This is a genomic window from Mesorhizobium sp. PL10 (genome assembly GCF_053714315.1).
This window is the reverse complement of the sequence record NZ_JBSKBR010000006.1, coordinates 250,615-277,503: the sequence shown is the minus strand read 5'-3', so window position 1 is coordinate 277,503 and position 26,889 is coordinate 250,615. Positions and strand designations below refer to the sequence as shown.

General features: G+C 61.4%; 29 protein-coding genes. 17 read left to right on the top strand and 12 right to left on the bottom strand.

Annotated elements, in window-relative coordinates; translation table 11 throughout:
- Positions 1-18 precede the first annotated feature (18 nt).
- Entirely contained in the window at positions 19-1,551 is a 1,533-nt protein-coding gene (locus ACWGTO_RS12740) for an acyl-CoA carboxylase subunit beta (protein ID WP_454575204.1), read from the bottom strand.
- 63 nt (positions 1,552-1,614) lie between these two features.
- On the opposite strand from ACWGTO_RS12740, the gene ACWGTO_RS12735 reads away from it, so the two are divergent.
- From ACWGTO_RS12735 to ACWGTO_RS12725, 3 genes are all read left to right on the top strand, one after another.
- Entirely contained in the window at positions 1,615-1,851 is a 237-nt protein-coding gene (locus tag ACWGTO_RS12735) for a transcriptional regulator (RefSeq protein ID WP_454575203.1), read from the top strand.
- A gap of 6 nt (positions 1,852-1,857) precedes the next feature.
- Positions 1,858-2,145, top strand: a complete 288-nt coding sequence (locus tag ACWGTO_RS12730) for a type II toxin-antitoxin system RelE/ParE family toxin (protein WP_454575202.1) — start codon at positions 1,858-1,860, stop codon at positions 2,143-2,145.
- A 341-nt stretch (positions 2,146-2,486) separates the two neighbouring features.
- Complete coding sequence (locus ACWGTO_RS12725) at positions 2,487-3,923, top strand: DEAD/DEAH box helicase (protein WP_454575201.1); 1,437 nt, start codon at positions 2,487-2,489, stop codon at positions 3,921-3,923.
- Between the two features lie 97 nt (positions 3,924-4,020).
- Here the strand turns inward: ACWGTO_RS12725 and ACWGTO_RS12720 are convergent, their stop codons facing one another.
- Together ACWGTO_RS12720 and ACWGTO_RS12715 are read right to left on the bottom strand one after the other, a co-directional pair.
- Complete coding sequence (locus tag ACWGTO_RS12720) at positions 4,021-4,995, bottom strand: alpha/beta hydrolase (protein ID WP_454575200.1); 975 nt, start codon at positions 4,993-4,995, stop codon at positions 4,021-4,023.
- 71 nt (positions 4,996-5,066) lie between these two features.
- On the bottom strand, positions 5,067-5,888 hold the full coding sequence (locus ACWGTO_RS12715; RefSeq protein ID WP_454575199.1) for an SDR family oxidoreductase: 822 nt from the start codon (positions 5,886-5,888) through the stop codon (positions 5,067-5,069).
- 216 nt (positions 5,889-6,104) lie between these two features.
- Between ACWGTO_RS12715 and ACWGTO_RS12710 the strand changes: the two genes are divergently transcribed.
- Entirely contained in the window at positions 6,105-7,139 is a 1,035-nt protein-coding gene (locus tag ACWGTO_RS12710; RefSeq protein ID WP_454575198.1) for a cysteine synthase A, read from the top strand.
- Positions 7,139-7,882: an alanyl-tRNA editing protein gene (locus ACWGTO_RS12705; protein ID WP_454575197.1), complete on the top strand. Its 744-nt coding sequence runs from the start codon at positions 7,139-7,141 to the stop codon at positions 7,880-7,882. Before ACWGTO_RS12710 ends, ACWGTO_RS12705 begins: the two co-directional genes overlap by 1 nt.
- A gap of 50 nt (positions 7,883-7,932) precedes the next feature.
- Here ACWGTO_RS12705 and ACWGTO_RS12700 read toward each other — a convergent pair whose 3' ends face one another.
- A complete protein-coding gene (locus ACWGTO_RS12700; RefSeq protein WP_454575196.1) occupies positions 7,933-8,772 on the bottom strand; it encodes an alpha/beta fold hydrolase in 840 nt (279 codons plus the stop codon).
- Positions 8,773-8,806: 34 nt separating this feature from the next.
- Entirely contained in the window at positions 8,807-9,643 is an 837-nt protein-coding gene (locus ACWGTO_RS12695; RefSeq protein WP_454575195.1) for an Lpg1974 family pore-forming outer membrane protein, read from the bottom strand.
- Positions 9,644-9,912: 269 nt separating this feature from the next.
- On the opposite strand from ACWGTO_RS12695, the gene ACWGTO_RS12690 reads away from it, so the two are divergent.
- Positions 9,913-11,115, top strand: coding sequence for a cytochrome P450 (locus ACWGTO_RS12690; RefSeq protein WP_454575194.1), 1,203 nt, complete (start codon positions 9,913-9,915; stop codon positions 11,113-11,115).
- A gap of 9 nt (positions 11,116-11,124) precedes the next feature.
- On the opposite strand, the gene ACWGTO_RS12685 is transcribed toward ACWGTO_RS12690, so the two are convergent.
- Genes ACWGTO_RS12685 through ACWGTO_RS12675 form a run of 3 tightly spaced genes read right to left on the bottom strand, consistent with a single transcriptional unit; the run spans position 11,125 to position 13,246 of the window.
- Positions 11,125-11,913, bottom strand: a complete 789-nt coding sequence (locus ACWGTO_RS12685) for a Stf0 family sulfotransferase (protein ID WP_454575193.1) — start codon at positions 11,911-11,913, stop codon at positions 11,125-11,127.
- Positions 11,914-11,948: 35 nt separating this feature from the next.
- Positions 11,949-12,815: an alpha/beta hydrolase gene (locus ACWGTO_RS12680; protein ID WP_454575192.1), complete on the bottom strand. Its 867-nt coding sequence runs from the start codon at positions 12,813-12,815 to the stop codon at positions 11,949-11,951.
- Positions 12,815-13,246: a hypothetical protein gene (locus ACWGTO_RS12675; RefSeq protein WP_454575191.1), complete on the bottom strand. Its 432-nt coding sequence runs from the start codon at positions 13,244-13,246 to the stop codon at positions 12,815-12,817. Before ACWGTO_RS12675 ends, ACWGTO_RS12680 begins: the two co-directional genes overlap by 1 nt.
- A gap of 114 nt (positions 13,247-13,360) precedes the next feature.
- Here ACWGTO_RS12675 and sseA point away from each other — a divergent pair, with 114 nt between their 5' ends.
- The 3 genes from sseA (at position 13,361) to ACWGTO_RS12660 (ending at position 15,453) form a co-directional block, all read left to right on the top strand.
- A complete protein-coding gene (sseA, locus tag ACWGTO_RS12670) occupies positions 13,361-14,212 on the top strand; it encodes a 3-mercaptopyruvate sulfurtransferase (RefSeq protein WP_454575190.1) in 852 nt (283 codons plus the stop codon).
- 5 nt (positions 14,213-14,217) lie between these two features.
- Positions 14,218-14,781, top strand: a complete 564-nt coding sequence (locus ACWGTO_RS12665; RefSeq protein WP_454575189.1) for a GNAT family N-acetyltransferase — start codon at positions 14,218-14,220, stop codon at positions 14,779-14,781.
- Positions 14,782-14,985: 204 nt separating this feature from the next.
- Complete coding sequence (locus tag ACWGTO_RS12660; protein WP_454575188.1) at positions 14,986-15,453, top strand: DUF1203 domain-containing protein; 468 nt, start codon at positions 14,986-14,988, stop codon at positions 15,451-15,453.
- Positions 15,454-15,836: 383 nt separating this feature from the next.
- On the opposite strand, the gene ald is transcribed toward ACWGTO_RS12660, so the two are convergent.
- On the bottom strand, positions 15,837-16,952 hold the full coding sequence (ald, locus tag ACWGTO_RS12655; RefSeq protein WP_454575187.1) for an alanine dehydrogenase: 1,116 nt from the start codon (positions 16,950-16,952) through the stop codon (positions 15,837-15,839).
- Positions 16,953-17,107: 155 nt separating this feature from the next.
- Here ald and ACWGTO_RS12650 point away from each other — a divergent pair, with 155 nt between their 5' ends.
- A complete protein-coding gene (locus ACWGTO_RS12650; RefSeq protein WP_112395099.1) occupies positions 17,108-17,581 on the top strand; it encodes an Lrp/AsnC family transcriptional regulator in 474 nt (157 codons plus the stop codon).
- On the opposite strand, the gene ACWGTO_RS12645 is transcribed toward ACWGTO_RS12650, so the two are convergent.
- Entirely contained in the window at positions 17,578-17,991 is a 414-nt protein-coding gene (locus ACWGTO_RS12645) for a hypothetical protein (RefSeq protein WP_454575186.1), read from the bottom strand. The genes ACWGTO_RS12650 and ACWGTO_RS12645 overlap by 4 nt on opposite strands.
- A gap of 152 nt (positions 17,992-18,143) precedes the next feature.
- On the bottom strand, positions 18,144-18,815 hold the full coding sequence (locus ACWGTO_RS12640) for a 5-formyltetrahydrofolate cyclo-ligase (protein WP_454575185.1): 672 nt from the start codon (positions 18,813-18,815) through the stop codon (positions 18,144-18,146).
- A 179-nt stretch (positions 18,816-18,994) separates the two neighbouring features.
- Between ACWGTO_RS12640 and ACWGTO_RS12635 the strand changes: the two genes are divergently transcribed.
- The gene (locus tag ACWGTO_RS12635; RefSeq protein WP_454575184.1) at positions 18,995-20,260 is read left to right on the top strand and encodes an NAD(P)/FAD-dependent oxidoreductase; all 1,266 of its coding nucleotides are present in this window, start codon (positions 18,995-18,997) and stop codon (positions 20,258-20,260) included.
- Between the two features lie 139 nt (positions 20,261-20,399).
- Positions 20,400-22,379 carry a bifunctional 2',3'-cyclic-nucleotide 2'-phosphodiesterase/3'-nucleotidase gene (locus ACWGTO_RS12630; protein ID WP_454575183.1) on the top strand — a complete coding sequence of 660 codons (1,980 nt, stop codon included), beginning with the start codon at positions 20,400-20,402 and terminating at the stop codon, positions 22,377-22,379.
- A gap of 33 nt (positions 22,380-22,412) precedes the next feature.
- Here the strand turns inward: ACWGTO_RS12630 and ACWGTO_RS12625 are convergent, their stop codons facing one another.
- Positions 22,413-23,663, bottom strand: a complete 1,251-nt coding sequence (locus tag ACWGTO_RS12625) for a class I SAM-dependent methyltransferase (protein ID WP_454575182.1) — start codon at positions 23,661-23,663, stop codon at positions 22,413-22,415.
- A 262-nt stretch (positions 23,664-23,925) separates the two neighbouring features.
- Here ACWGTO_RS12625 and ACWGTO_RS12620 point away from each other — a divergent pair, with 262 nt between their 5' ends.
- The 5 genes from ACWGTO_RS12620 to ACWGTO_RS12600 all read left to right on the top strand — a co-directional run bounded on the left by ACWGTO_RS12620 (position 23,926) and on the right by ACWGTO_RS12600 (position 26,825).
- Positions 23,926-24,060 (top strand): hypothetical protein, encoded by a 135-nt coding sequence (locus tag ACWGTO_RS12620; protein ID WP_454575181.1) that lies wholly within the window; start codon positions 23,926-23,928, stop codon positions 24,058-24,060.
- A gap of 115 nt (positions 24,061-24,175) precedes the next feature.
- Positions 24,176-24,466, top strand: a complete 291-nt coding sequence (locus tag ACWGTO_RS12615; protein WP_454575180.1) for a Dabb family protein — start codon at positions 24,176-24,178, stop codon at positions 24,464-24,466.
- 324 nt (positions 24,467-24,790) lie between these two features.
- Positions 24,791-25,690: a VOC family protein gene (locus ACWGTO_RS12610; RefSeq protein ID WP_454575179.1), complete on the top strand. Its 900-nt coding sequence runs from the start codon at positions 24,791-24,793 to the stop codon at positions 25,688-25,690.
- Positions 25,687-26,535: a 3-deoxy-8-phosphooctulonate synthase gene (gene kdsA / locus ACWGTO_RS12605; protein WP_454575178.1), complete on the top strand. Its 849-nt coding sequence runs from the start codon at positions 25,687-25,689 to the stop codon at positions 26,533-26,535. Before ACWGTO_RS12610 ends, kdsA begins: the two co-directional genes overlap by 4 nt.
- Positions 26,536-26,621: 86 nt before the next feature.
- Positions 26,622-26,825 carry a dodecin family protein gene (locus ACWGTO_RS12600; RefSeq protein WP_454575177.1) on the top strand — a complete coding sequence of 68 codons (204 nt, stop codon included), beginning with the start codon at positions 26,622-26,624 and terminating at the stop codon, positions 26,823-26,825.
- Positions 26,826-26,889 lie beyond the last annotated feature (64 nt).

The window sequence follows — 26,889 nt, the reverse complement described above, 5'->3', positions numbered from 1 at the left end:
GCAGTTTGTCGGGAAGTACTACAGCGGGATGTTGTCGTGCTTCTTCCAGGGGTTCTGCATGTCCTTGTTGCGCAGCATGCGCAGCGCCCGCGCGATGCGGCGGCGAGTGGAATGCGGCATGATCACCTCGTCGACATAGCCGCGTTCGGCTGCGACGAAAGGCGACAGGAATCGATCCTCGTAAGCCTTTGTATGGGCTGCGATCTTTTCGGCATCGCCAATGTCCTTGCGGTAGATGATCTCGACCGCGCCCCTGGCCCCCATCACCGCGATCTGCGCCGTCGGCCAGGCATAGTTCATGTCGCCGCGCAGATGTTTTGACGCCATCACGTCATAGGCGCCGCCATAGGCTTTGCGGGTGATGACAGTGATCTTCGGCACGGTCGCTTCGGCGTAGGCGAAGAGCAGTTTGGCGCCGTGCTTGATCAGGCCGCCATACTCCTGAGCGGTGCCGGGCAGGAAGCCCGGAACATCGACGAAGGTGACGATCGGGATGGAAAAACAGTCGCAGAAGCGCACGAAGCGCGCCGCCTTGCGGCTTGCGTCGGAATCGAGCACGCCGGCCAGCACCATCGGCTGGTTGGCGACGAAGCCGACGGTACGGCCCTCGACGCGGCCGAAGCCGGTGACGATGTTCTTGGCAAAGCTCTGCTGGATCTCGAAGAAATCGCCTTCGTCGGCAACTTTGAGGATCAATTCCTTGATATCATAGGGTTTGTTGGCGTTATCCGGGATCAGCCGATCGAGCGACATGTCGTGGTCCGTGACCGACTGGTAGCATTCGATCTCGGGAAGCTCCGACGTGTTGGATGCCGGCAAAAGATCGACCAGCCGGCGCATCTGCAAGAGCGCTTCGACGTCATTGTCATAGGCGCCGTCGGCGATCGAGGACTTTGTCGTGTGGACGGAAGCGCCGCCAAGACTCTCGGCCGTCACTGTCTCGTTGGTGACGGTCTTCACCACATCCGGCCCGGTGACGAACATGTAGGAGGTGTCGCGGACCATGAAAATGAAGTCGGTCATGGCCGGTGAATAGACGTCGCCGCCGGCGCAGGGGCCCATGATCACGGAGATCTGCGGGATGACGCCGGAGGCCAGCACGTTGCGCTGAAAAATTTCGGCATAGCCGCCAAGGGCCGCCACGCCTTCCTGGATGCGGGCGCCGCCGGCATCGTAGAGGCCGATGATCGGCGCGCGGTTGCGCAGCGCCATCTCCTGCACCTTGATGACCTTCTCGGCGTGCGCCTCCGACAGCGAACCGCCGAACACGGTAAAATCCTTGGCGAAGAGGTAGACTGGACGGCCGTTGACCGTACCCCAGCCGGTGACGACGCCATCGCCGGCGATCTTGGTTTTTTCCATGCCGAAATCGGTCGAGCGGTGCTCGACATACATGTCGAACTCCTCGAACGAGCCTTCGTCGAGAAAAACCTCGATGCGTTCGCGGGCGGTGAGCTTGCCCTTCTTGTGCTGGGCATCGATGCGCGCCTTGCCTCCACCCAAGCGGGCGATGTCGCGGCGGCGCTCGAGTTCCTTCAGCACGTCCTTCATCGCTCGGTCCCCTATGCGCGATACTTCTTGGCAGGCATTCGCCAGATATGGCAGAATAAGCCTATGAAGAACAACGTAGAAATATCCGAGGACCTGAACCGACGGATCGAGATGCTGACCTCGCGCTCAACGCTGACGCGCGGTCAGATCATTGAGGATGCCCTATCCCATGGGCGTTCGCTGGCGTGGCAAGAAAAGTGGATCGCAGGCGTTCAGGCGGGAATAGAGGCCGCCGACCGTAGCGACTTTGCTAGCGAAGAAGAGATCGCTACGGTCCTCAACAAGTACAGCCAGGCATGAGCCTCGGTGCGAATTGTCTGGACCCGACACTATCTGATCGAACTTGCATCAATCGGCGACTACATTGGCCAACATAATCCGCGGGCCGCTGCCAGGGTCGTCAATGAGATTCACTCAAAGACCGCGCGCCTGTTATCAGCCAATCCGTTTATCGGCCGAGTTGGTGAGATCAGGGGCACGCGTGAACTGGTTATCCCTGGCACGCCCTACATCGTTGCGTATCGGGTGAAGGAAACTCAGATAGAAATTCTGTTTGTCCAACATGGCGCCCGGAAATGGCCCGACGAGGTTTGAGCGGTCATTTACGGCCGGTCTCTGATCAGATTTGTTGCACTGCAACATAGTGCCCCTTGCATTCCGGAGCGAACTCAGCCATATGCAGCCCATAGGCGCTTGGGCCGGGAGATTCCGGCCTTCTCGACGAATGAGACTGGTTGCGTCTGTTTTCCCTCTTTCCGTTTGAACGGCAAGGTGGCGGAAAAGCCCCGTGGCATGATGCCTGCGGGCACGACAGCGCAGCCGAGTGGACGTTACCGTCCGCCCGCCTTGTCGTTTCATATCAAATTTATCGACGGCAGGTTGCGCCCTGCCGCCATCGATGTTTGCGGCCGCAGGCCGCGTGAAAGAAGACTATTTTGACCAACGAAAACACCTCGACCGGTAGCAACACTGTGACTGGCAACACTGCGGAACTCACCGGTTTCGCAGCACTTGGAATTACCGGCGCTCTGCTTAAGGCGACCCTTGGCGCCGGCTTCACCGAGCCGAAGCCGATCCAGATGCAGGCGATCCCGCCGCAGATGGAAGGCCGTGATATCTTCGGCATCGCCCAGACCGGCTCCGGCAAGACCGCTGCCTTCGCGCTGCCGATCCTGTCCAAGATCATCGCGCTCGGCACAAAGCGTCGGGCCAAGACCACCCGTGCGCTGATCCTGGCGCCGACGCGCGAACTCGCCGTGCAGATCGAGGACACCATCAAGATCCTCGCTAAGGGCGCGCATGTCTCGACCGCACTCGTGCTTGGCGGCGTTTCGCGCTTCAGCCAGGTGAAGAAGGTTGCTCCCGGCGTCGACATCCTGATTGCCACGCCCGGCCGTCTGACCGACCTGGTGCGCGAGGGCGACCTCATCCTCTCCGATACCAAATGGCTGGTGCTGGACGAGGGCGACCGCATGCTCGACATGGGCTTCATCAATGACGTCAAGCGCATCGCCAAGGCGACCGCGCCCGACCGTCAGACGGTGCTGTTCTCTGCCACCATGCCCAATGAAATCGCCGAACTGGCGAAGGGCCTGTTGAAGAACCCGATCCGTGTCGAAGTGGCGCCGCAGAGCACCGCGGCGGCCGAGATCGTGCAGGGCGTCGTCTTTGCCCGCACCAAGCAGAAGCGCCAGGTGCTGTCGACGATGCTCGCCGACGCGGCGATGAAGTCTGTCATCATCTTTTCGCGCACCAAGCATGGCGCCGACCGGGTGACCAAGGACCTCGAGCGCGACGGCTTCAAGGCCGCCGTCATCCACGGCAACAAGTCGCAGAACGCCCGCCAGAAGGCGCTCAACGATTTTCGCGAGGGTTCGGTGCGCATTCTGGTCGCGACCGATATCGCGGCACGCGGTATCGACGTGCCCGGCATCAGCCATGTGGTGAATTTCGACCTGCCGGACGAAGCGGAAAGCTACGTCCACCGGATCGGCCGCACCGGCCGCAACGGCATGGACGGCATCGCGATCACGCTTTGCGATCCTTCCGAAAACAGCAAGCTGCGCCAGGTCGAGCGTATTATCCGCAGCAAGCTGCCGATCGTTGCCGACCATCTCGGCAGCCCCGATCCGGCGCGCAATCCGGCTGAAAAGAACGAGCGCTTCGAACCCGCGAACGATCGCAACGACCGCAATGGCCGTCGCGACGGCAGGCGGCCCGGTGGCCAGAACAATGGCTTCGGCAAGAAGCGCTTCGGCGACAAGCCGGCCTTTGCAGGTGCCGGCGAGCGCAAGCCGGAAGGCGCCAAGCCGTTCAAGGGCAACAACAAGCGCCGCTTCGGCGGCAAGCGCCCCGCGGCGCGGGCTGCCTGATCGGACAATAGGCCAAGCTCGTCGAGAGCTGGCTTGATTGCTGACTGTAGAAATGAGGACGGCCGGAGCAACGCTTCGGCCGTCTTTTTGTTTGTGGCTACTCGGTAATTGCCTTCACCCAAACGACAACCCGCTGCGCCAGGAAGGCCGTGGTCGATGGCGACAGCGCGTCGCCGGCAATGACGTGGTTGTCGGGATCGCCATTGTCGTCGACCGGCACCAGTTCGTGCGGTGCGCCCCAGCGGCCGGCGATTTCGCGGGTGCGGTCTTGGCGCACGACTGAGTCCGAATCCGAGAAGATGAACAGGGCCGGTATCGTCGCTTTTTCTACCGGGGTCGCGTAAGCGAGCTCGGTCAACGCCGCCATCGGCACTACGGCGGCCATCGGATAAGTATGGGTCCAGAGTTTCGCGTGCAGCGCATTGCGGGTCGGAAAGCTGCGCTCCTTGCCGCCGACGAGTTCGGCAATCTGCTTGCCCCACGGCATGGTCAAGAGTTCGGCGCCGGAGGCCCTGACGCCGAAATTCGGCGAGATGAACGCGATGGCGGCGACGCCCACCGACGCGCCAGGCTCGGTCGCCGCCCATGCCGCCAGCGATCCGCCGGTCGAGGTGCCGATGACGATCACCTTGTCGCCGATCGCTCGGCCGATGGCGAGCGCCTCCTCATAGTCGTTGATCCAGGCATTGACGCTGCCTTGCGCCATTGCGGCGCCGTCCTGCCCATGGCCGGTGAGGCGGGTGTAGAAAAGGTTGGCGTCGAGCTGGTCGGCGACCTCGTCGGCCAGCGGGCGAACCTCGCCCTTCGATGCCGAGAAGCCATGGATGTAGACGACTGCCAGCGGCGTCCTCGCGTGAACCATCGGATCGGCCCAGATGATTTCCTTCTCCAGCCCGTCGCGGATATTGGGAACGGCAGCCTCTTCGCGCGCCAGATAGGCCTGCGGATCGTCGCCGATCACTTTGGGATCGAAACGGATCGTGGTGTCGACGGGAACGCGCGGACCAAGGAGGAAGGCCAGGATAAGGATGACAACGACCCCCAGCACCGCAAGCACGATCCGTCGCCCCATCGCAGACTCCACGCAACAAATTTCAACCTATGGCGGCAGCTGCGCCCGGGCAACAGCCGGCCTGTGGACAGTTATTCGTTCGGCGGCTTGCGATCGAAATTCAGTGGCCGGCCTGTCCAGCGGGTCGCCGTGCTGATGAACCAGCGGATAACCGGCCTGGGCAGAAGCGCCAGCAGCTTCAGCCCCCAGCTCAATCGGCGCGGGAAGGTGACCTCGAAGCCGCCGGTTTCGATGCCGCGCAGCATGCGTCGCGAGGCGCGGTTGACCGGCATCAGTCCCGGCATCGGCAGCATGTTCTTTTCGGTCAGCGGTGTGTCGATGAAGCCCGGATTCATCACTTGGACGCGGACATTCATCTTGTCGAAATCGTATTTCAGCGACTCTGCCAGGATGTTGATCGCCGCTTTCGAGCCGCCATAGGCGGCCGTGGTCGGCCAGCCGAAATAGGCGGTAACCGATCCGACGAGCACAATATGACCCCGCGCGCGGATGCGCATGCGCTCCATCAGCGGGACGAGACCATTGATGATGCCGAAATAGTTGACCTCGAAGGACTGGCGAAAATCGCGGACCCTGAGGTCTTCGCCGGGCGTGGCGATGTAGTTGCCGGCGTTGAAGACGGCGAGCACAATCGGGCCAAGATCCTTTTCGATCGCCGCCACGGTGCTTGCCATGCGCGGCTCGTCGGTGACGTCGCAAGGGTAGGCAACCACGCGTCCCGGCATCTGTGCCGTCTCGACGATGAGCGAGTCGATCGGATGCTCGTCGAGCGCGCTCACCGCGACGGCAAAGCCCTTTGCCGCAAGATCCTTGGCCAGAGCGCGGCCGATGCCGCTGCTGCCGCCGGTGATCCAGGCGACGCCGTGCTTCGGGTTGGCCCGGTAAAGTGTCATTCTGCGCCCTGCCGATCTGTCATTAGTGCTCTAGCGGTGAAAAAATCGAATGAAAAGAGCGCTTTTCCGCATAGGGGTGAAATGATCGTCATCGCGCGTCATCCGGCGGCAGGAGATTGCAGTACCCGAAATGCGACTGGACCAGGCGAATTCTTGCCTTGAAACGCAAGCTTCGGGTTTCTAGGGTCTCGCCGCAGCTACATGAAGGAATCCCGAATGCCCCGTTCTGTGATCGAAGCGATCGGCAACACGCCCCTGATCCGCCTCAACAAGGCCTCGGAAGCAACCGGCTGTGAGATTCTGGGCAAGGCCGAGTTTATGAATCCGGGGCAATCGGTCAAGGACCGCGCTGGCCTGTTCATCATCCGCGACGCCGAACAGCGGGGGCTGTTGAAGCCGGGCGGCGTCATCGTCGAAGGTACGGCCGGCAATACCGGCATTGGCCTGACGCTGGTCGCCAAGGCGCTGGGCTATCGCACCGTGATCGTCATTCCCGACACGCAGAGTCAGGAGAAGAAGGATACGATCAAGCTGCTCGGCGCGGAGCTGATCGAAGTGCCGGCGGTGCCTTACAAGAACCCCAACAATTACGTGAAACTGTCGGGACGGCTGGCTGAGCAGATGGCACGCTCGGAGCCGAATGGCGCGATCTGGGCGAACCAGTTCGACAATGTCGCCAACCGCGATGGCCACATCCGCACCACGGCGGAAGAGATCTGGGCGCAGACCCACGGCAAGGTCGACGGCTTCGTGTCGGCAGTCGGGTCGGGCGGAACGCTGGCCGGCGTCGCCTTCGGGCTGAAGGCCAAAAGCAAGGGCGTCAAGATCGCGCTCGCCGATCCGCTCGGCGCCGCACTTTACTCCTTCTACACCAGCGGCGAATTGAGGTCTGACGGCAACTCGATCACCGAAGGCATAGGGCAGGGGCGCATCACGGCAAATCTCGAAGGGTTCACACCGGACTTCTCGTTCCAGGTGCCGGATGAGGAAGCGCTGCCGATCGTCTTCGACCTGATCCAGGAAGAAGGCCTGTGCGTCGGCGGTTCGACCGGCATCAACATTGCCGGTGCGATCCGGTTGGCGCGTGAGCTTGGTCCGGGCCACACCATCGTGACCATCCTTGCCGACTACGGCACGCGCTACCAGTCGAAGCTGTTCAACCCGGAATTCCTGCGCGAGAAGAACCTGCCGGTGCCGGGCTGGATGGACGAGCGCAGCACAATTCCGGTGCCGTACGAGAAGGTCGTCTGATGGCGCACATGACCGAAGCGCTGTTTCGTGACGACGCCTATTTGAAGGCGGCCGAAGCCACGGTGGTCGCGATCAATGAGCGTGGCGGCATCATTCTCGATCGGACGATCTTCTACGCCACATCGGGCGGCCAGCCGGGGGACACTGGCGCGCTGGAGCGCGCCGACGGCAACCGCATCGCCATATCAGCTACAATCACCGGCGAGACCAAGGACGAAATCATCCATGTGCCCGCGCCGGAGCAGGCCGTGCCCGAAATCGGCGAGCGGGTGAAACTCGCCATCGATTGGGAGCGGCGGCATCTGCTGATGCGCATGCACGCTGCCTGCCACCTGCTCACCGTCGTCTGTCCGTTTCCGATCACCGGGGCTGCGGTTTCCGAGGATGACAGCCGTGTCGATTTCGACGCCCCGGAAGCCGGCTTCACCAAGGAAGATGTTACCGCCAGGCTGATGGAACTGGTGCGTGCCGATCATCCAATCTTCATCAGGCTGATCACCGACGAGGAACTGGCGGCCAATCCGGGCCTGGTGAAATCCAAGAATGTCCGGCCGCCGGTCGGCACCGGCAAGATCCGCCTGGTCTGCATCGGCGACAATGCTTCGGTCGACAGCCAGCCCTGCGGCGGTACCCATGTCAAAAGCACCGGCGAAGTCGGCGAGATCCATATCGGCAAGATCGAGAAGAAGGGGCGCGAGAACCGGCGTTTTCGCATTCGCTTCGGACCGATAATGGCGAATTAAGGCCAGATAGGCCCAGTCTATAATTGCTGAGGCGGTCCTGAAACGCTTGCTTACCCAAGGTGTCGGAAGCTGGACAGTGGTCGCTCCACCCACGCTTCGATCTGCTCGGTGACGAACCTGGCTGCCTGATGGTGGATGAAATGACCGGCGCCGGGCAGGGCTATCAACGCGGTCACATTGTCGACCTCACGGAAGGTGCCATCGAAAGCACTGGCCGGAACATAGGGGTCGTCGGTGCCGAATAGCACAAGGGTCGGCGCCTTGACCAAAGGCAGTTGGCCCAGATCCGGCACTCTGCCAAGCGGAATGTTGGCCCTGTAGTAGCCCAGCATCGCTTCCGGATCGGATTGCCTGAGCGAATCGACCAAAGCCTGCCTGTCCTGCGGATCGCTGACCCAGGTGGCAAGTTCGTCGATATCCAGCATCTGGGCGGCGCCCGGGACCTGGAAGCGACGTATATATCCGGTGATCTCGGCATTGACCGGATCGGCAATAGCACGCAGATGGTTGCGGGGGTGAGGCGTCGACAGCAGGACGAGATGGCGCACGACCTGCGGTACGCGCATAGCCAGCCACCACGCGATGATCCCGCCCCAGTCATGGCCGACAATGGCAGCCTGGGTCAGCTTTTCAGCGGCGAGAACGGCCAGCACGTCGTTGATTAGGTTCGTCAGCACATAATTGCCGTGGCCCTGTGGCGCATCGCTTTGTCCGAAGCCCCGCAGGTCCGGCGCAATCACCCGGTAGCGGCCGCAAAGCGCTTGCATCTGCCGGCGCCAACCCATTCCGTGATCGGGAAAGCCGTGCAGAAAAACGATCGGCGGGCCGGAGCCCGCCGCCGTGTAGTGCAATTTGACGCTGCCGTTGACCGCGATCCTGGCTTCGAACATCGCGTCCAAGCTCACCGCGTGCGGGTTACTACGATCACATTTTGACTTCGAGACGAAGGAACGGGCCGTGGAAGGTCTGCGTGGTGCTGTCCGCATTGAGAAGCAGATTGTGCCACTGCTCGATCTTGTAGCCTGCCGTAAAGGTCGCACCTTCAAGGGGCATCCAGCTCAGGCCGGCAGAGGCGTCGAGATTTGTCACTGTCTGGCTCTTGGACTCGCTCCCCAACGGGATAGAGCCCTGTTGACCCGTTGTGAAGTCGTAGTTGAATCCGGCGCGGTTTTCACGGCGGCCCCACATGACGGAGCCGGAAACAGCGCCTGTCAGCCCCCAGGTTTCGTTCAGCGGGTAGTACGCCTCGGCGCCGACACGCGGGCCAATGCCCCAATATTCCGACGATCCTATCTTGTCGACGGTGCCGCCCTTGTCGGCTGGATTATCCGGGTTGAAGCTTTCGGAGACAACAACTCTTTCATCCGAATGCACCAGGCGCAGACCGCCAAAGAAGCGGATATCGGCGGCCTGAACCTTGACGTGCTTGCCGACGTCGAAATCGATCGCCTGGAAATTGTAGTCGTCGCCGTAGCCTATGGTCAAAAAGCCTTCTGGTATCTGGCCACTCTCTTCCCAAGAACGGTTCTTGCCCAAGTGAAACGCACCTGCAAGGCGCCAATCCATGTCCGACGAAATCTGCTTGGTCAGCGCGATCGAACCTGAGAAGTCACCGTTGCTGTTTCCAAGCTTGTCGGTTCCGCCGGTCTTGTCGTCCTCATGGACGTTGTTTTGAAAGAACGCGCCCTCGAAGGCGATTTTGACGCGCGAATCGATGACCGACGGGTCCATGACCTTCGCATCTTCTGCATGCGCGGACATCACGCCCGCCGAAGTCACAGAAGCGGCGGATGCCGCGACAGTCGCCAATAGTTTACCCGGTGCCTTAGCCCGCATTTACTTAACCCCGCCCAGAATCTTGCCCTAAAACCCAGCATTACAGACATAACCTAACGGGACATTGCAGCAAGTCCGGCCAGCAATTTTATAGGATGGTGTTGCGGCCTTGCCACGGTGCCCGGTAGCGCCGCTGGACAGATGTGGTAAGCGTCGCGTTGGGGCTGACCGAGCCGCGGCTGACAGGGGGTTTGGTGGACAATCCAGCGCAAATCGAAAGCGTGCTCAACAACCTTGTCTATGCGCTTTTCGCCCAGAGCGGGCAGGTGGGGCCGAACGGGAGAGCCCGAGATCTCGGCAATCTGACTGTCTTCGACAATCCCGAGGCGGTCGACGTCATCGTCAAAGCGCCGGAGCTCTTTCGAAAGAACTTCTCCCTGATCTCGGCGCTGGGTTTCAGCCGCTTCAACACCAATGATGAGGACTGGTCTGTCCGGCGCGCCATTACCCAGGATACATACTTGGCGGCCGCCAGGCCGGCGCAGCAGCATTCCGTGGCGGAAATCTTCGCCGCCTGTCTGTCCAATAGCGACGCTACGTTGCCAGCCATCCAGCAAGCGTTGTTCGCCGCGTCGATGACGATATTTTATCGGGCTTTCGGCCTTGTTCCTGATATGGCGGCGACGCTTTTGCTGCTCGACAGGGTACGCGACGTACTGAGGCGTCTCCAATACTATTCCTGGGTGACGCCGACGACCGCAGAACGTGGGAACGCCATCCAGGACGCTCGCGCGGTGGTCGCCGATTTCGCATCGCTGCTGATGGCGGATCCCCGCGCCGCTGCGGAGATGGACCGCTTTAGAAGCGAAGCCACAGATGTCGAAGGCTTCTCGCCGGTCGAGGAGTTCGTCATGAACTTCTTCGCTGGCGTTGAGACAACGGTGACAACCGCGCTTTGGGTGGCCGACCGACTGGGGGCGAACCAGAAGGTGCAGGAGCGTATCCACGCAGAGGTTCTCTCGGGCGCTGCGCAGACGCCGTACATCGATTGCATTATCAACGAGACGATGCGTTATTTCCCGCCGATACCGTTTCTGACCCGGGAGGTCGGCGCCGATACGGTTCTCGACGGCCAGAACCTCTATGCTGGGCAACTGATCATGGTATCGATCATCGGCGTGCACCAGAATCCGGCTTTCTGGTCAAACCCGCATATCTTCGACTCCAGCCGCAGGGAATTCCTCGAGAACAGCTTTGATCGACGGGCCTTTATTCCCTTCCTTACCGGACCGCGCATGTGCGGTGGCGCGCGTCTCGGCCGGCTGGAAGTCAGGGAGGCGGTCCTCGCCATCGTGCGGCAGTTCGCTTTCAGCCGTACCGACGATGTGATTCGGTTCGACTACGCGCTCGCATTGCGTCCAGCGCAGGGGTCTTCCGTCAGTGTTTCGCGCCGATGAAACGCCAAGTCAGATATGGTCCTGCCAGAACCGGCGGAGGTAGTCCCCAAATTGCCTTTTGATCATGGTCTTGAATTCGACATCATGCGCATAGCGCGTGCTCGCCGATATGGCCTTTGATTTCGGCTCGAAGCCCGGGAACCAGTTGCTCATTGTGGCGGAAACGTCTTCTTGCTGGTTCGCTACAAAGTCCTCATAGCAGACGTGGGCCACTCTGCGGCGATCAACAGTGTTCAGATAATTTTTCCACCTGATTTCGCTATCGAGAATGTGCAGCGCGACATCCTTGACAACCTTTTCGCTCAGAGTTGTCACCATGGGAACTCCAGCCAGTGTCTCCTGGCTGTCGAACGGCTGTCCCGTATGCAGCATCGAGAGCAGGCTTATGGTCTGATCGATCTTGTTTCTCCTGGAGAGGAAGACATAGAACGAGTTGCCGTCGTCATCGCCGATTGAACTGCGCGCGAATGGCAGGTTTTCGAAGAAGATCTTGGCGGCGAATACGCCGTTCTCAGTCCTTTTTGCCAGGAGACGGCTACCATAGGCGGGCGCCAGCTGATTGAGCTTTTCAAGGTCCATGCTGTCGTCGGCCGACCACCGTCTCATCAGCGGCAAGGCATACTGCCACTGGAAATACTCCGTGGGTATTCCCAGACCCAACTGCTGCAAGACCTGACAATAGGAGTGGCCCGCCGTTCGCGGAGTCGTGCAAATCAGGATTTTAGCTGGGTTTTCTGCAGAGCTTTGGCGATCATATGTCGCGGCGATATACTCGCTGTATAGATCGTCGAAATGCATTTCCGGAACCAACCTCACCACTACACGCCAAATTTTCAGACGGCAGACAGGAACCCCAGGATGAGCAGTGCCTGGTCCAGTGTCATCAATGACGGAGGATCGCCCGCGTCGATATTGTCGACAAGCCACAGGTCAGGCCGTGTCAGCCGCGTGCGGTCGATGGCTTGCCTGTCAATGACCTGGCTGCCACGGCTGTACATCAGCAGGATGCGGGCGTCGATTCGGGCGGCGATTGGGAACAGATCGTATTCGCGGCCGGTCAGGGCGGCGAAATTTCCCGTCGTGGCCGGGTCATAGGCGAGCCGGAAGCCATTGGGGCCGGCTGCGATCCTGTTCTCGACATAGCGATTGAACACTGCGTCCTCGACAGGGCCTGTGACGGCTCTGGTGGCGCTCAGATAATCCTTGGCTGCTGCGCGGGTTTCGAATGCAAGCGTACTTTCTCTGAGGACTTCGTGTCTCATCGCGTCGACTCTTGGTCCGCCTAGCATGGGTACGTCGTTGAGAACGATTCTAGCGGCCTTGGAGCGAGTCATCTGCAGAAACAGCAGCAAAATCGTGCCGCCCCACGAAGTGCCGATGAAGTGGTTCTCCGTGCCGGCGAAGTCGCCTAGCGCAAGCAGGCATTTGGAGTAGACGTTGATGTCATATCCCGAACCCAGATAGGCGCTGCGCCCGCGTCCCAACAGGTCGGGACAGATCACCAGGAAGCCGTTACGGCACAGGAAGGTGGCGAGGTAATCAAAGTCGGCACCGTTGCCGGTAAAGCCATGCAGGCAGAACACGGTTGCGCGCGGGGTACCGGCGGGCTGCCAGATGCGCACGAACATTGCGGCATAGCGGTCGTCCAGCCGGATGAGGATCTCTTGCGTCAGCGCCTCGGCGGAGCCGGCCGTATCCATCAGACGTCACGCTTGCGGACGGCACGCTTGACCGAGCCGCGGTTGTCGATGAAGTCGCGCTTCCAGAATACCGATTTGTCCAGGTTGATGCGCTTGGCTTCTTTGATCATCGGCAGGATGTGGGACGAAGACCGCGTCGCCAGCACCGTCACGGCGGTGGCATCGCCGCCGGGAAAGGGGTTGAGTGGCCCGCCATTCGTCGCCCAGGCCTCCGCTATCTCGCGGCTGGTTTGGATCCAGCCTACATAGGCGACGATGGCGTCGTCGATCGACCCGATCATGTGGGTTTGCTGGTCCAACTGATAGCGTAGCGTCTTGACCATCAGGCCAAATTCGTAACCGTCGAACGGTGGATAGTGCGCAATGAAGTTGCAAACAAGCCCAAGCGAAAGCGGATTGCTGGGGATACGGGAAAACAGAAGACTGCTCATGCCAGGATTCTTGACCCCACCCACCCCAGATCATAACCATCAATCCGTACTCGCCATAAAATGCGAAAACAATTGGAATTAGCATGCTGCCAAAGACGAAGCAGGAGAACAACAATGGCCGATGACAGCCCTTTCACCGTCGATGCGGACTGGTTGCAGAGCCGTCTTGGCGAACCCGGCCTGACGATTGTCGATGCGTCCTGGTATCTGCCGGCACAGAAGCGCGACGCGCGCGCCGAGTATGAGGCGGCGCATATTCCGGGCGCCCGTTTCTTCGACCACGATGCGGCCTCGGACCCGGATGCCAAGCTGCCGCATACGCTGCCTTCGCCACAGCATTTCGCGCAGTATGTCGGCACGATGGGCATTTCGGCCGACGACACCATTGTCGTCTATGACGGTCCGGGCTTCTTTTCGGCGCCGCGCGCCTGGTGGATGTTCCGTGTCATGGGCGTGTTCCAGGTCTATGTGCTGGACGGCGGCTTCGACCGCTGGAAGGCGGCGGGCGGGCCAGTGACGGCGGAACCAACCAAGATCGCGCCAAATGTGTTTCATGCCGATTTCGACGCCGTCCGCGTCGCCAGCCTTGCCGACATGCGCCGCATCGTCGAAACGAAAGAGAGCCAGATAGCGGATGCCCGTGGCGCCGGCCGCTTTACCGGGGTCGAGCCAGAGCCTCGCGCGGGTGTGCGTTCCGGCCACATGCCTGGCGCGCGCAATGTGCCTTATTCGGCGCTGTCGCAAGATGGCGCGCTGTTGTCGAAGGATCAACTGCGCAAGGCCATTGAAGATGCCGGCATCGACCTGTCGAAACCTGTCGTCACCTCTTGCGGCTCCGGCATAACGGCGGCTGTGGTCACGCTGGCGCTGGAGACGCTCGGCCACACCGACAATCGGCTCTATGACGGCTCATGGACGGAATGGGGCGGATTATCCGATACGCCCGTTGCAACGGGCAAGGAATGATGGCGATGGAAAACGGTGCGCTGGAAGACATCGAAGTTACGGTGACGTTTCTGGAAATGCACGTGCCGCCGGCCTATTCGCCGCCCGTGCCCTACAACAAGCAGGTCGCGCTGTTGAAGACCAAGGACATTCCACTGCACTTCTACCGCTATCTGATGGATCGCGTCGGGCGCAAATGGCACTGGGTCAATGTGCTGCGGCTGGACGACGACGAGCTTGCCGCCGGCATCCACCGCGAGGACCGCGATATCAGGGTGCTTTATCTCGACGGCGCGCCGTCGGGTTTTTTCGACCTCAAGCCGCATCTGCCTGAGGAAGTCGAGCTCGCTTATTTCGGCATGATGGAGCATGCGACCGGGCAAGGCATAGGCCGTTGGTTCCTGGGCGCGGCGATCGCCGCCGCTTGGTCCTACGGCCCGAAGCGCGTGACGGTTCAGACCTGCACGCTCGATCATCCGGCCGCCTTGCCGCTCTACCAGAAGCTCGGTTTTGCGCCGGTGGCGCAAAAGAAGGAGACCGTGCATCCGCTGCCGTTTTCCGAGCGCTCGGCCAGCGTCATGCGGCCGTAATCTCTCTCCGAAAACTGAACCATCTGTTCGTCGGCGCTTCTGGCCGCCTTTGCCATGGTGACGCCCACACTGACGCGACCGATATTGAAGCAGCCCGGCTTGAAATAGCCGGGCTGCCGGCGGTCTCACAGCCTTGGCAGGAATCGGGTGGGAAGCACCTGCGTGGCGGCATACTTTCCGGTCAGCGACACCGGAGATTCAGCCATGACCGTTCTGTTCAAAGCCTTGCCGACGGAAGATGTGAGAGCGCTGCAGCGCGGCGGGCCGGACGCCTACGGGCAGACGCCCGAGCGCAGGATTTCCGGCGGCGACGGCGTGCCGTGCCGGCATTGCCTAAGCAATGTCTCGGCTGGCGAGGGCTATCTGATCCTGGCTTACCGGCCGTTTCCGGCGTTGCAGCCTTACGCCGAGACCGGGCCAATCTTCCTGCATGCTGACGAATGCGAACGCGCAGCCGAGGCTGAAGCGCTTCCAGACATGCTTGAGAGCAGCGACTATATCGTGCGCGGCTATGGAGCAGATGACCGCATTGTCTATGGCAGCGGCGGTGTCATTCCTACGGAGGCCATCCTGGCGCGGGCAGAGACGCTGTTTGAGCGCGACGACATCGCCTATGTCCATATCCGCTCGGCGCGAAACAATTGCTATCAGTGCCGCATCGAGCGCGCGTGACGGCAAGGCAAAAAGATGCCCGCCGGTGGTCTGGCGGGCAGTTGGGAACCGTGTGACGGCACGCGCCGTCAAGTTGGCCGCTCTGTCTGCGCAGGTTTTTCGAATGCCCGATGTGAAGCACTTCACACAGCGCCGCCGATCGTCGCGAACACGGCGGCGCGCGCAGCCGTAGCCGGTTGAGAGTTGTCGCACTCCCGTCGCATTCGTCCTGTAGAAAATGAGTGTCGATGGATTTGCCGACCGCGGATGAACCGGCGGGAATCTCGACGACTGAGGAAGCGGGGCTTTGGCTCCGCTTTTTTGTTGCCCGCTCTATTCCGCGCCAAGAAAAAGCCCGCCGGAATGACCGGCGGGTGAGGAGGCAGAAACGTCTTGAAGTCTGGTCAGGCGGCCAGAACCGCCTTCGGTTCGACCAGCTCATAGCCGAGCGCTTCGGCGACAGCGCGATTGGTGATCTTGCCCCTGTGGACATTGAGACCGTTGCGCAGATGATGGTCGTCGACCAGCGCCTTCAGGCCCTTGTCGGCCAGCTGCAGGCCATAATGCAGCGTCGCGTTGTTGAGCGCGTGCGCCGAGGTGACAGGCACGGCGCCTGGCATGTTGGCGACGCAATAATGGATGACGCCATCGACCTCATAGGTCGGCTCGGCATGGGTGGTGGCGTGCGAGGTCTCGAAGCAGCCGCCCTGGTCGATGGCGACGTCGACCAGCACCGAGCCCTTCTTCATGCCCGACAGCATTTCGCGAGTCACCAGCTTGGGTGCAGCCGCGCCCGGGATGAGCACCGCGCCGACGACGATGTCGGCGGAGAAGCATTCTTCTTCCAGCGCCTCGACAGTGGAATAACGGGTATGGACGCGGCCGGTAAAGAGGTCGTCGAGCTGGCGCAGACGCGGGATCGAGCGGTCGATGATGGTGACATCGGCGCCAAGGCCGACCGCCATGCGGGCGGCATGCAGGCCGACGACGCCGCCGCCAAGCACGGTGACCTTGCCGGGCAGCACGCCGGGCACGCCGCCGAGCAGCACGCCGCGGCCGCCATTGGCCTTTTGCAACGCGGTGGCGCCGGCCTGGATCGACAGGCGGCCGGCGACTTCCGACATCGGCGCCAGGAGCGGCAGGCCGCCGCGGTCGTCGGTTACCGTCTCGTAGGCGATTGCCGTGACGCCGGAGGCGAGAAGACCCTTGGTCTGTTCCGGATCCGGAGCCAGGTGAAGATAGGTGTAAAGGATCTGACCGTCGCGCAGCTGCGCCCATTCATTGGGCTGCGGCTCCTTGACCTTGACGATCATGTCGGACTTGGCGAACACGTCGGCGGCGGTCTTGGCAATGGTGGCGCCGGCGGCGCGATAGGCATTGTCATCGGCGCCGATGCCGGCGCCGGCGCCGGTCTCGACCAATACCTCATGGCCATGCGCGACATATTCGCGGACCGAGCCCGGCGTCATGCCGACGCGGTATTCGTGGTTCTTGATTTCCTTGGGGCAACCGACGCGCATCGTCTTCTCCTGATCCGGCCCTTGGGGCTCGTTCCCTGTATGAACTCAGTGAACCACGAATCGTTGCGCAGGTGTTTGCGAATGCGCTTGCGTGGGATCGCCTGTTTCGATAATCGTTGCGCCAAATCGCATGATTTTCGCAGGAATCACGAAAAATGCCGCTCGACAGGATTGATATCGCCATTCTCGAGACTTTACAGAAGGATGGGCGCATACCCAATGCGGCGCTCGCCGAAAGGGTCGGGCTGTCGCAATCGGCCTGTTCTCGTCGCCTCGACAATCTGGAGAAATCCGGGACCATTCGCGGCTATCACGCCCGGCTTTCGAATGCCGCGCTCGGCCACCAGATGACAGCGATCGTGCATATATCGCTGTCGGGACAGTTCGAAAAGACGCTGTCGGATTTCGAGGCGGCGATCAAGCGCTGCCCGAATGTGCTGTCCTGCCACCTGATGTCGGGCGAATACGACTACATCCTGCGCATCGCGGCCAAGGACCTTGTCGACTATGAGCGCATCCACAAGGAATGGCTGTCCGCGATGCCGCATGTGACCAAGATCAATTCGTCGTTTGCCTTGCGCGAGATCGTCGATCGGACCGCCATGGGCATGAAGCCGGAACTGGCTTAACGCCAAAGGCAAATCCGGACGTCCTTCCCAATATAGCAGGCGCCTTCGCGGCGAAGCTCTTGCCAACGTTCATCGCCGTGCGTTGCGCGAATGTCGGAGTTCGCATAGCCCGCCCACACATCACCGTCCTTGTAGACAACCGCCCAGTAATCTTTCGACATTTCACCAGCGCCACTATGCGTATCAGGGTAGTCGATACCGGCAAAAACCTGCCGAGGCCCCTGGATATTAAAATCGCCGCCAGTCTCGATTTGATAGGAGCATCTTCCGGAGATGCGAGTCTGACCGTCAACAACGAGCAAGCAGCGGCCCCATTTGTAGCCGCCCGGTAAACGATGCTGTGGTTGCGCATGCAAAGGCGAGAACGAAAACGCAATTGCAAGGGCAGCCGCTAAAGTTCGTCCGAGCATCTCGTCATCCGTTGTGATGCAGCCAATCCAAAGAGTGACCGGACACTGTTGGATCCGCCCAGAGCGCCTGTCGAAACAGTGCTTCGCAGCGTGGTCTCCTCGAAGATTATATCATCGACCAAGTCGGATTTTTGTCACGTGACGTTGCGCTGCTAGAAGGCGGAGGCCTCGGTGACGATCCGATCCATCGGGATATCATGCGGTTGCGGGTAGATGGTGGCGATCCGCTGCAACTCGTAGCCGACGCCGATGACCAATGGCTTGAAAGGCATCGTGGCCAGCGTGCGGTCGAAAAAGCCGCCGCCATAGCCCAGGCGGTAGTTTTTGGGATCGATGCCGACGATCGGCGAAATGACAATGTCGGGCAGCACCGGATCGCCTTTGGCGGGGATCGGGATGTTCCAGACGCCCTTTTCCAGCCGGTCGCCAGGGACGTAGGCGCGGAACATCAGCGGCTGGGCCTTCTCGATGACGATGGGCAGGGCCGTGCGGCCACCGCGCTCGTTGATCGACGCCATCCATGGCCGCAGGTCCGGCTCGCCCCGAAACGGCCAATAGAGGCTGACCATACGGCCGGCGATGTCGCCGATCACCGCGTCCAGGCCGTTGGCAATCCGCTGCGACCTGGTTGTGCGCGCATCGGCCGAAACCGCCAGTCGCGCCGCGATCAGCCGTTCGCGCTCGACCTTTCGCCAGCGCCTGACGTCGGACCAGTCGGATAGCGGCACGCGAAATTCCGGGTCGAGTTCGTGCATGAAACAAGGCGGCGAGGCGTATAGCGCCGGGCCGTCGTGATCTTTGGCGTCGTCATCGTCGTTGGCCATGCTCACTCCCGTGGTCCTGCCGTGTGAGGCTATACCCGTCTGAACCTGACAACGTAGGCATTCACGACATTGGAAGGCGAGTCTGGGGCAGCCTTGATGCATGGCAGTCCTGCGCACCACGACATTGTTGCGGTGCACAAGAACCACTAAATACGGACGGTGAAAACGAGATGAGTGCGATGAACGAAACAAGCCATCATGTCGTTGTCGTCGGTGCGGGATTCGGCGGTCTCGAACTCACCCGCTCACTGGCCGGTGCACCCGTGCGCATCACCATGATCGACAAGCGCAACCACCACCTTTTCCAGCCGCTGCTCTACCAGGTGGCGACCACATCGCTCGCAACCTCCGAGGTTGCCTGGCCGATCCGCCATCTCTTGCGCAATCGCAAGGATGTGACGACCCTTCTGGGCAACGTCATCGGCGTCGACCGTGCCGGCAAACGTGTAATGCTCGAGGACGGCAGTTCGATCGCCTACGACACGCTGGTGCTCGCCACCGGCGCCCGCCACGCCTATTTCGGCCATGACGAATGGGAGCCCTTTGCGCCTGGGCTGAAGACGCTTGAGGACGCCACTACCGTTCGCCGCCGCATCCTGCTTGCCTTCGAGCAGGCCGAGCGAGAGACCGATCCGGCCACGCGCCAGGCGTTGCTGACGCTGGTCATCGTCGGCGGCGGCCCGACCGGGGTGGAGCTTGCCGGCACCATTGTCGAACTCGCGCATGAGACGCTGCGGGGCGAATTCCGCAACATCGACACGCGTGAGGCGCGCGTGGTGCTGGTCGAGGCCGGCGACCGGATCCTGGCCAATTTCGCGCCGGAACTGTCCGACTATGCCCGCAAGGCTCTGGAACGGCTGGGCGTAACGGTCGAACTCGGCCGCGCCGTTACGCGCCTCGATGCCGAAGGCGTTGTCTTTGGCGAGACGCATCTTCCGGCAAGGACGATCCTGTGGGCCGCTGGCGTCGCCGCTTCGCCCGCAGGAGAGTGGCTGGGAGCGCCGGTCGACCGGGTGGGCAGGGTGATGGTCGAGCCCGATCTTACCGTGCCGAACAATCCGGAGGTCTTCGTCATCGGCGACACTGAGCATGTGTTGCGGCCGGACGGCAAGCCGGTACCCGGCGTGGCGCCTTCCGCAAAGCAGGAAGGCAGGCATGTCGCGGCAACGATCAAGGCGCGGCTGGCCGGTGATAGCGCGTCGCGCCCTTTCCGCTACAAACATGCCGGCGACCTGGCGACGATCGGCAAATGGGCAGCCGCGATCGATTTCGGCTGGATCAAGCTGACCGGCTGGCTCGCCTGGTGGCTGTGGGGCGTGGCGCATATCTACTTCCTGATCGGCTTCCGCAACCGACTGTCGGTATCGCTTAGCTGGCTATGGATCTATTTCACCGGCCAGCGCAGCGCGCGGCTGATCACCCAGGGCGACGACGACAAGGGCTGACATCGTCCCTCCCGCCGCGGTTAATCATCCAGGCGTCACCTTTTGCTGATCGACTGACTTCCCGATGGACACGGTCGGTTTTCGGCGCGAAGCTCCCGCCGGGGCTGGGATATCGTCACGTCGCTGGGAAGGAAAACCGATGTCGCAACTCACCCACCCCGTCTCTCGTCGCGGTTTTCTTGCCGGTGCGGCCGCTAGCGGGGCGCTGATCATTCTGCATCCGTTCTCCGCCCGCGCTGAGGCCAATCAGGCGCATCTGAGGATCATGGAGACGACAGACATCCATGTGAATGTGCTGCCTTACGATTACTACGCCGACAAAGCGAACGACACGATGGGCCTGTCGCGGACGGCCTCGCTGATCGCGGCGGTGCGCAAGGAAGCCACCAACGCGATGCTGATCGACAATGGTGATCTGCTGCAGGGCAATCCGATTGGCGACTACATCGCCTACGAGAAGGGCCTCAAGGATGGCGACCTGCATCCGATCATGAAGGGCATGAACCTGCTCGGCTATGAATGCTCGACGCTCGGCAATCACGAGTTCAATTACGGCCTGTCGTTCCTCGACAAGGTGCTGGCCGGTGCCAATTTCCCTTTCGTGTGCGCCAATCTGATCCGTGGCACCGAACTCGCCGTCAACCCGCGCGACGACAAGCTCTATCTCAGGCCCTATGTCATCCTCGACAAGAAGATCAAGGACGGGTCGGGCGCCGAACAGCCGATCAAGATCGGTGTCATCGGCTTCGTGCCGCCGCAGGTCATGGTCTGGGACCTGAAGAATCTGGAAGGCAATGTCCGGACGCGCGACATCGTCGAGGCGGCCAAGGCCTGGGTGCCGCAGATCAAGGAAGAGGGCGCCGACATCGTCATTGCGCTCTCGCATTCCGGCATCGATACCAAGCAGGGCGACGGCATGGAGAACGCCTCGTTCTTCGTTGCCGGCGTCGACGGCATCGACGCGGTGTTCACCGGCCACCAGCATCTGGTCTTCCCTGGCAAGAAGGATTTTCAGGCGCTCGACGGCGTCGACACCGAAAAGGGCACGCTGCAAGGCAAGCCGGCGGTGATGGGCGGCTTCTGGGGATCGCATATGGGCCTGATCGACCTGCTTCTGGAGCGCGACGGATCGAAATGGCGCGTGGTCTCGGCGACCTCGGAAGCACGGCCGATTTACGAGCGCGTCGACAAGGCGAACAAGCCGACTGTTGCCGACGACCAGCGCATCGTCGATGCGTTGAAGGCCGACCATGAGGCGACACTTGCCTATGTTCGCCGTCCGGTCGGCAAAACGTCGGCGCCGCTCTATTCCTATTTCGCGCTGGTGGCAGACGATCCGTCGGTGCAGATCGTCAACCAGGCGCAGAGCTGGTATCTCAAGGACATATTGAAGAGCACGCGGTGGAAGGACGTGCCGCTCCTGTCGGCGGCTGCCCCCTTCAAAGCCGGCGGTCGCAACGGCGCTGACTATTACACCGACGTGCCGGTTGGCGACATCGCCATCAAGAACGTCGCCGACCTCTATCTCTATCCCAACACCGTTCGCGCCGTCGAAATCACCGGGGCACAGGTCAAGGAATGGCTGGAAATGTCAGCCGGCATCTTCAAGAAAATCGAACCGGGCAAGGCCGACCAGGCGCTGATCGACACCGAATTCCCGTCCTACAATTTCGATGTGATCGACGGCGTCAGCTACAGGATAGACCTGTCGCAGTCGCCGAAATACGATGCCAAGGGTGGCGTCGCCAATGCCGGCTCCAGCCGCATCGTCGACCTCAACTTCGAGGGCAAGCCCATTGATCCCTCAGCGAAATTCGTCGTAGCCACCAACAATTACCGTGCCGGCGGTGGCGGCAACTTCCCTGATATCGACGCCTCGAAGATTATCTATGAGGCACCGGACACCAACCGCGACGTGATCGTGCGTTACGTCGTCAGCGAGGGCACGATCAATCCGTCGGCCGATGACAATTGGTCGTTCACGCCGCTGCCAGGAACCAGCGTCGTGTTCGAAACCGGACCCAGGGCGAAGGATTTTATCGCGGGGGTGAAGTCCCTCAAGATCGAGCCCGTTGGCGAGGGTGAAGCCGGGTTTGCGAAGTATCGCATCCTGCTTTGAGAAAGGAGCGGGCAAACGCCCGCCCAATTGCCTCTACGCCTTGTAGACCACCTGGCGCACGTCGATGTAGCTGGCGCGGAAGCCGGCTTCGCAATAGTGGAGGTAAAACTCCCAGAGCTTCTTGAAGCGGTCGTCGAAGCCGAGCGGGACGATCTTTTCCCACGACTGCCAGAAGCGGTTGCGCCATTCGGCAAGCGTGCGGGCATAGTCGTCCGGAAAGACGCGCTCGCGCAGATGGGCAAGGCCATGGTCGCTGCCCAGCGACTTAAGGATCGACGGCGTCGGGAGCATCCCGCCCGGGAAGACGTAGCGCTGGATGAAATCCGGCCGCGCGCGATAGGTGTCGTAGGCGGCCTCGTTGATGGTGATGATCTGCAGGCCGGCGGTGCCACCGGGCCTCAGGCACGCCTTCATCTTGCCGAAGAACACCGGCCAGTATTTCTCGCCGACCGCCTCGAACATCTCGATCGACGCAATGCGGTCGTAAGTGCCTGTTTCGTCTCGGTAATCCTGAAGCTTGATGTCGACCTTGTCAGACAGCCCGGCCTTCTGGATGCGCTCCTTGGCGAAATCGTGCTGTTCGCGGCTGATGGTCAGTCCGGTGACGCGGCAGCCGATCTCGCGCGCGGCAAATTCGGCAAAGCCGCCCCAGCCGCAGCCGATCTCGAGCACATGGTCCTTCTTGCCGATGCCAGTGTCCTTGGCCAAAGCACGGTATTTGGCGGCCTGCGCGCTTTCCAGGTCGTTCGCGCCGGTGGCATAGAGCGCCGACGAATAGGTCATCGAGGGATCGAGCCATTGCTTGTAGAACGCATTGCCGAGATCGTAATGCGCCGAAATGTTGCGCTTCGAGCCGGTTCGGGTGTTTTCGTTGAACCAGTGGCGGATCCGCTGGACCGTGTTGATGAGCCAGCTGGCGCCCCCGGCGACGCGTTCGCCAATGGCCGAGTTGACGACGAACAGTTCGAGGAAGCTGGTCACGTCAGGGCTTTCCCAGTCACCGTCCATGTAGGATTCGGCAACGCCGATGGTGCCGCCGGAAAAGGCGCGGCCTGGCAAGCGCCAGTTCTTCAGCACCAGTTCGGCATCGGGGCCGGGCGCATTGCCGCCGACAAGTACAGCGCGGCCATCCGGCATTCTTACCTTGAGCGAGCCGCGAGGAAGTTTCATCGCCGCCGACAGCACCATGCGCGCCTTGGCCGGCAACCCCTTGACGATCTCGGCGAAGTTGAGCTCGTCCAGCCTGATGGCGTCGCCGACGCCCTTGTTTTCCCTAGCAGCCATCTCGTGTCCCCCCTGGACTTCCGCGGGGACGGCGCAAAGATCTGCCGGCCTCCACATCCTCCACATTTCATTCGCAGGCGCGAACGCCGCTATCTGCGTGAATTTTCGCCACAATCTTCCACCGCATCGACCAGAACTTCAAGAGGCAGGCTGTGTGCGCGGCTGGACCAAAGGCAACCCGCCCGAGGCCAGAATTCGGGCGAGTATCGGGCGTCGGCGAAATCTCTATGGTTACGGACACCCGCATGCGCTAGCTTCAGTCATGCGTTACGTCGTCGTCATCATGGCCATCGCCTTTTTCCTGATCTGGGATGGCCTCTACAACAATGGCCGTTATCTCGACAGCACGGTCAGGGAGATGTCGCGCGTCGTGCGCTACGTCACTGGCGGGGGCTAGGTTTTTGCGCCTCCGCGAAGTCGCCTTCCGGCGTTGCCGGGCGCGACATCGTGGCGGTTGACGCGACCGTTTCGCTCACACAAAACATGCCGGCAAATCGAATTTGGAGGCAGGCGTGATCCGGCATATCGTTTTCTTCAGCGCTCGGCGCAAGGACGATGTCGAGGCCGTGCGCACGGGTTTGCTCACGCTGGGCAAGATTCCGCATTCAAGCCTCTTCGAGGTCACGCTCAACACCAAGGTCGATCCGCTGTCAGACGCGATCGACGTGGTCGTCTATGCCGAGTTCGAGGACGATGCGGCCTTGGCCGCCTACAAGGCGCACCCGCTCTATGCCGAGACGACCAGTCGGGTCAAACCCCTGCGCGAATTGCGCTATTCGGCCGATGTCGTGGCGATGGCCTGATCAGGCCGGCCAGAAACTCGGCAGTTCTTCACAGGCGGAATTCGTACATCGAAGTGCGCGAACAACCGAAGCCGACCTTGAAAGGCTCGTCGCCGATGGCAGCCAGCCGGCACATTTGACGTGCATCCTGGGCGACAGCTGCACTTGCCGTGGGCTGCCCGGAATGTAGGTGGTGAGCACAGTCTGGGAGACGCCCGCGCGGGGGATGCCGTGGCATCCAGTTGGTTCCCGATTAGGGAAATCGCAGGAAACCGTCCTGGCATGACATGCTCCCTCATGAGCGGACGACGCCCCGATCAAGGCGCCATCGGCGGAAATGCTTGAATGGATTTCCGGAATGATGCACACCGCGCCGGCATGACCAGCACAATCCATCCGCTTGACCACCTGGTGCTGCCGACGGCGCGCCTCGATGTGGCGCGAGCGCGGCTGACATCGCTTGGCTTCATCGTCGCTCCAACCGGCATTCACCCCTTCGGCACCGAAAATTGCTGCGTCTTCTTCGCCGACGGGACCTATCTCGAACCGCTCGCCGTGGGAGACCGCCAAGCTGCCGCGCGGGCGATTGCCGATGGCAATGTGTTTGTCGCGCGCGATCGCCTTTATCGCGCCAATCTGGGCGATGAGGGCTTTTCCGCCGTGGTGGTGGGCACCGGCAATGCCGACGCGGATCACGCGCGCTTTGTCGAAGCCGGACTGTCGGCGGGCGAAGTATTGAGTTTTTCGCGCACGTTCACCGACACTGCCGGAAAGAGCGACATGGCGTCGTTCAAGCTGGCATTCGCTTCCGGCGGCGGGGCGACGGACGCTTTTCTGTTTGCCTGCGAGCGGATCAATGCGCCTGATATCGACCGCAGCGCGCTGCAAGCCCATGCCAATGGCGTGACCGGCATTGCCGAAATCGTCGCGGTCAGCGATGCGCCGTCCGAGCAGGGCAAGCTGATTTCCGTGGCGACGGGTTTGGAGCAGGGCGCAACGTTCGACCTGCCGAATGCGACCTTGACCGTGCTTGACCCCCGAGCCTTTACCGCGCGCTTCAGGCTTGCGGCTGGTGAGCCGAGCGATCTGCACTTTGCTGCGGTATTGTTCTCAGTCCGCAATGCCGATGCTACCGCAAGGCTGCTTGCAGCCAACGCCATCCAATACGATATAGCGGGCAACGAACTTGTCGTGCAGCCGGCATCCGGGCAGGGCGCGGCATTCATCTTCCGGGAGATTCAATGAGCAAGCCCCTGGCTCCGAATTCGGCGGTAACCGTCGGCAACGTGGTCTTCGATAACAACGCAGCCCTGGCACTGATTGCCGGTCCGTGCCAGTTCGAATCGCGCCAGCACGCCTTCGACATGGCCGGCGCGCTGAAGGAATTGACCGGCAAGCTCGGCATCGGCCTCGTCTACAAGACCAGCTACGACAAGGCCAACCGCACCTCGCTGTCGGCGACGCGCGGCGCCGGGATGGATGCGGCACTTCCGGTCTTCGACGAGTTGCGCAAGGAATTTTCGCTCCCCATTCTGACCGACGTCCACACCGAGGAGCAGTGCGCGATCGTCGCGCCGCATGTCGATGTGCTGCAGATTCCAGCCTTCCTGTCGCGTCAGACCGATATGCTGGTCGCCGCCGCCAAAACCGGCAAGGTGATCAACGTCAAGAAGGGGCAGTTCCTGGCGCCCTGGGACATGAAGAACGTCGTCGCCAAGATCACCGGGTCCGGCAACCCCAATGTGCTCACCACCGAGCGCGGCGCGTCCTTCGGCTACAACACGCTGGTGTCGGACATGCGCGCTTTGCCCGTGATGGCCGAGATCGGCGCGCCGGTGATTTTCGACGCCACCCATTCGGTGCAGCAGCCGGGCGGGCAGGGCGGTTCTTCCGGCGGCGAGCGCCGCTTTGTCGAAACACTTGCTCGTGCTGCCGTCGCCGTCGGCGTCGCCGGTGTCTTCATCGAGACCCACCAGGATCCGGACAATTCGACCTCGTCAGACGGTCCGAACATGCTGCCGCTGAGGGACATGCCGGCTCTGCTCGAAAAGCTGATGGCGTTCGACCGCATCGCCAAGACCACTGGCTGAACGGCCACGATGACGGCCAGCTTGTAGTCGGCAAAGGCCGGCTGTAGGCTCCTCCTTGCAAATGAGCGTCTTGGCAGGAGGAAGCCATGTCTGTCGCCCGCGTCACCGAAATCACGTCGTCATCGAAGAAGAGCTTTCAGGACGCCATCGAGAAGGGAATTGCGCGCGCCTCAAAGACCCTCAAGAACGTCGAAGGCGCCTGGATCCAGGACCAGAAGATCGTCGTCGAGGACGGCAAGATCGCGGCCTATCGCGTCAACATGAAGGTGACTTTCATCCTCGCGGATTGAGCGCCTGCCGCTGAAAAAAATCGGGAACTTTCGCCCGCGCCCCTCATTGTCAAAGTACCATCAA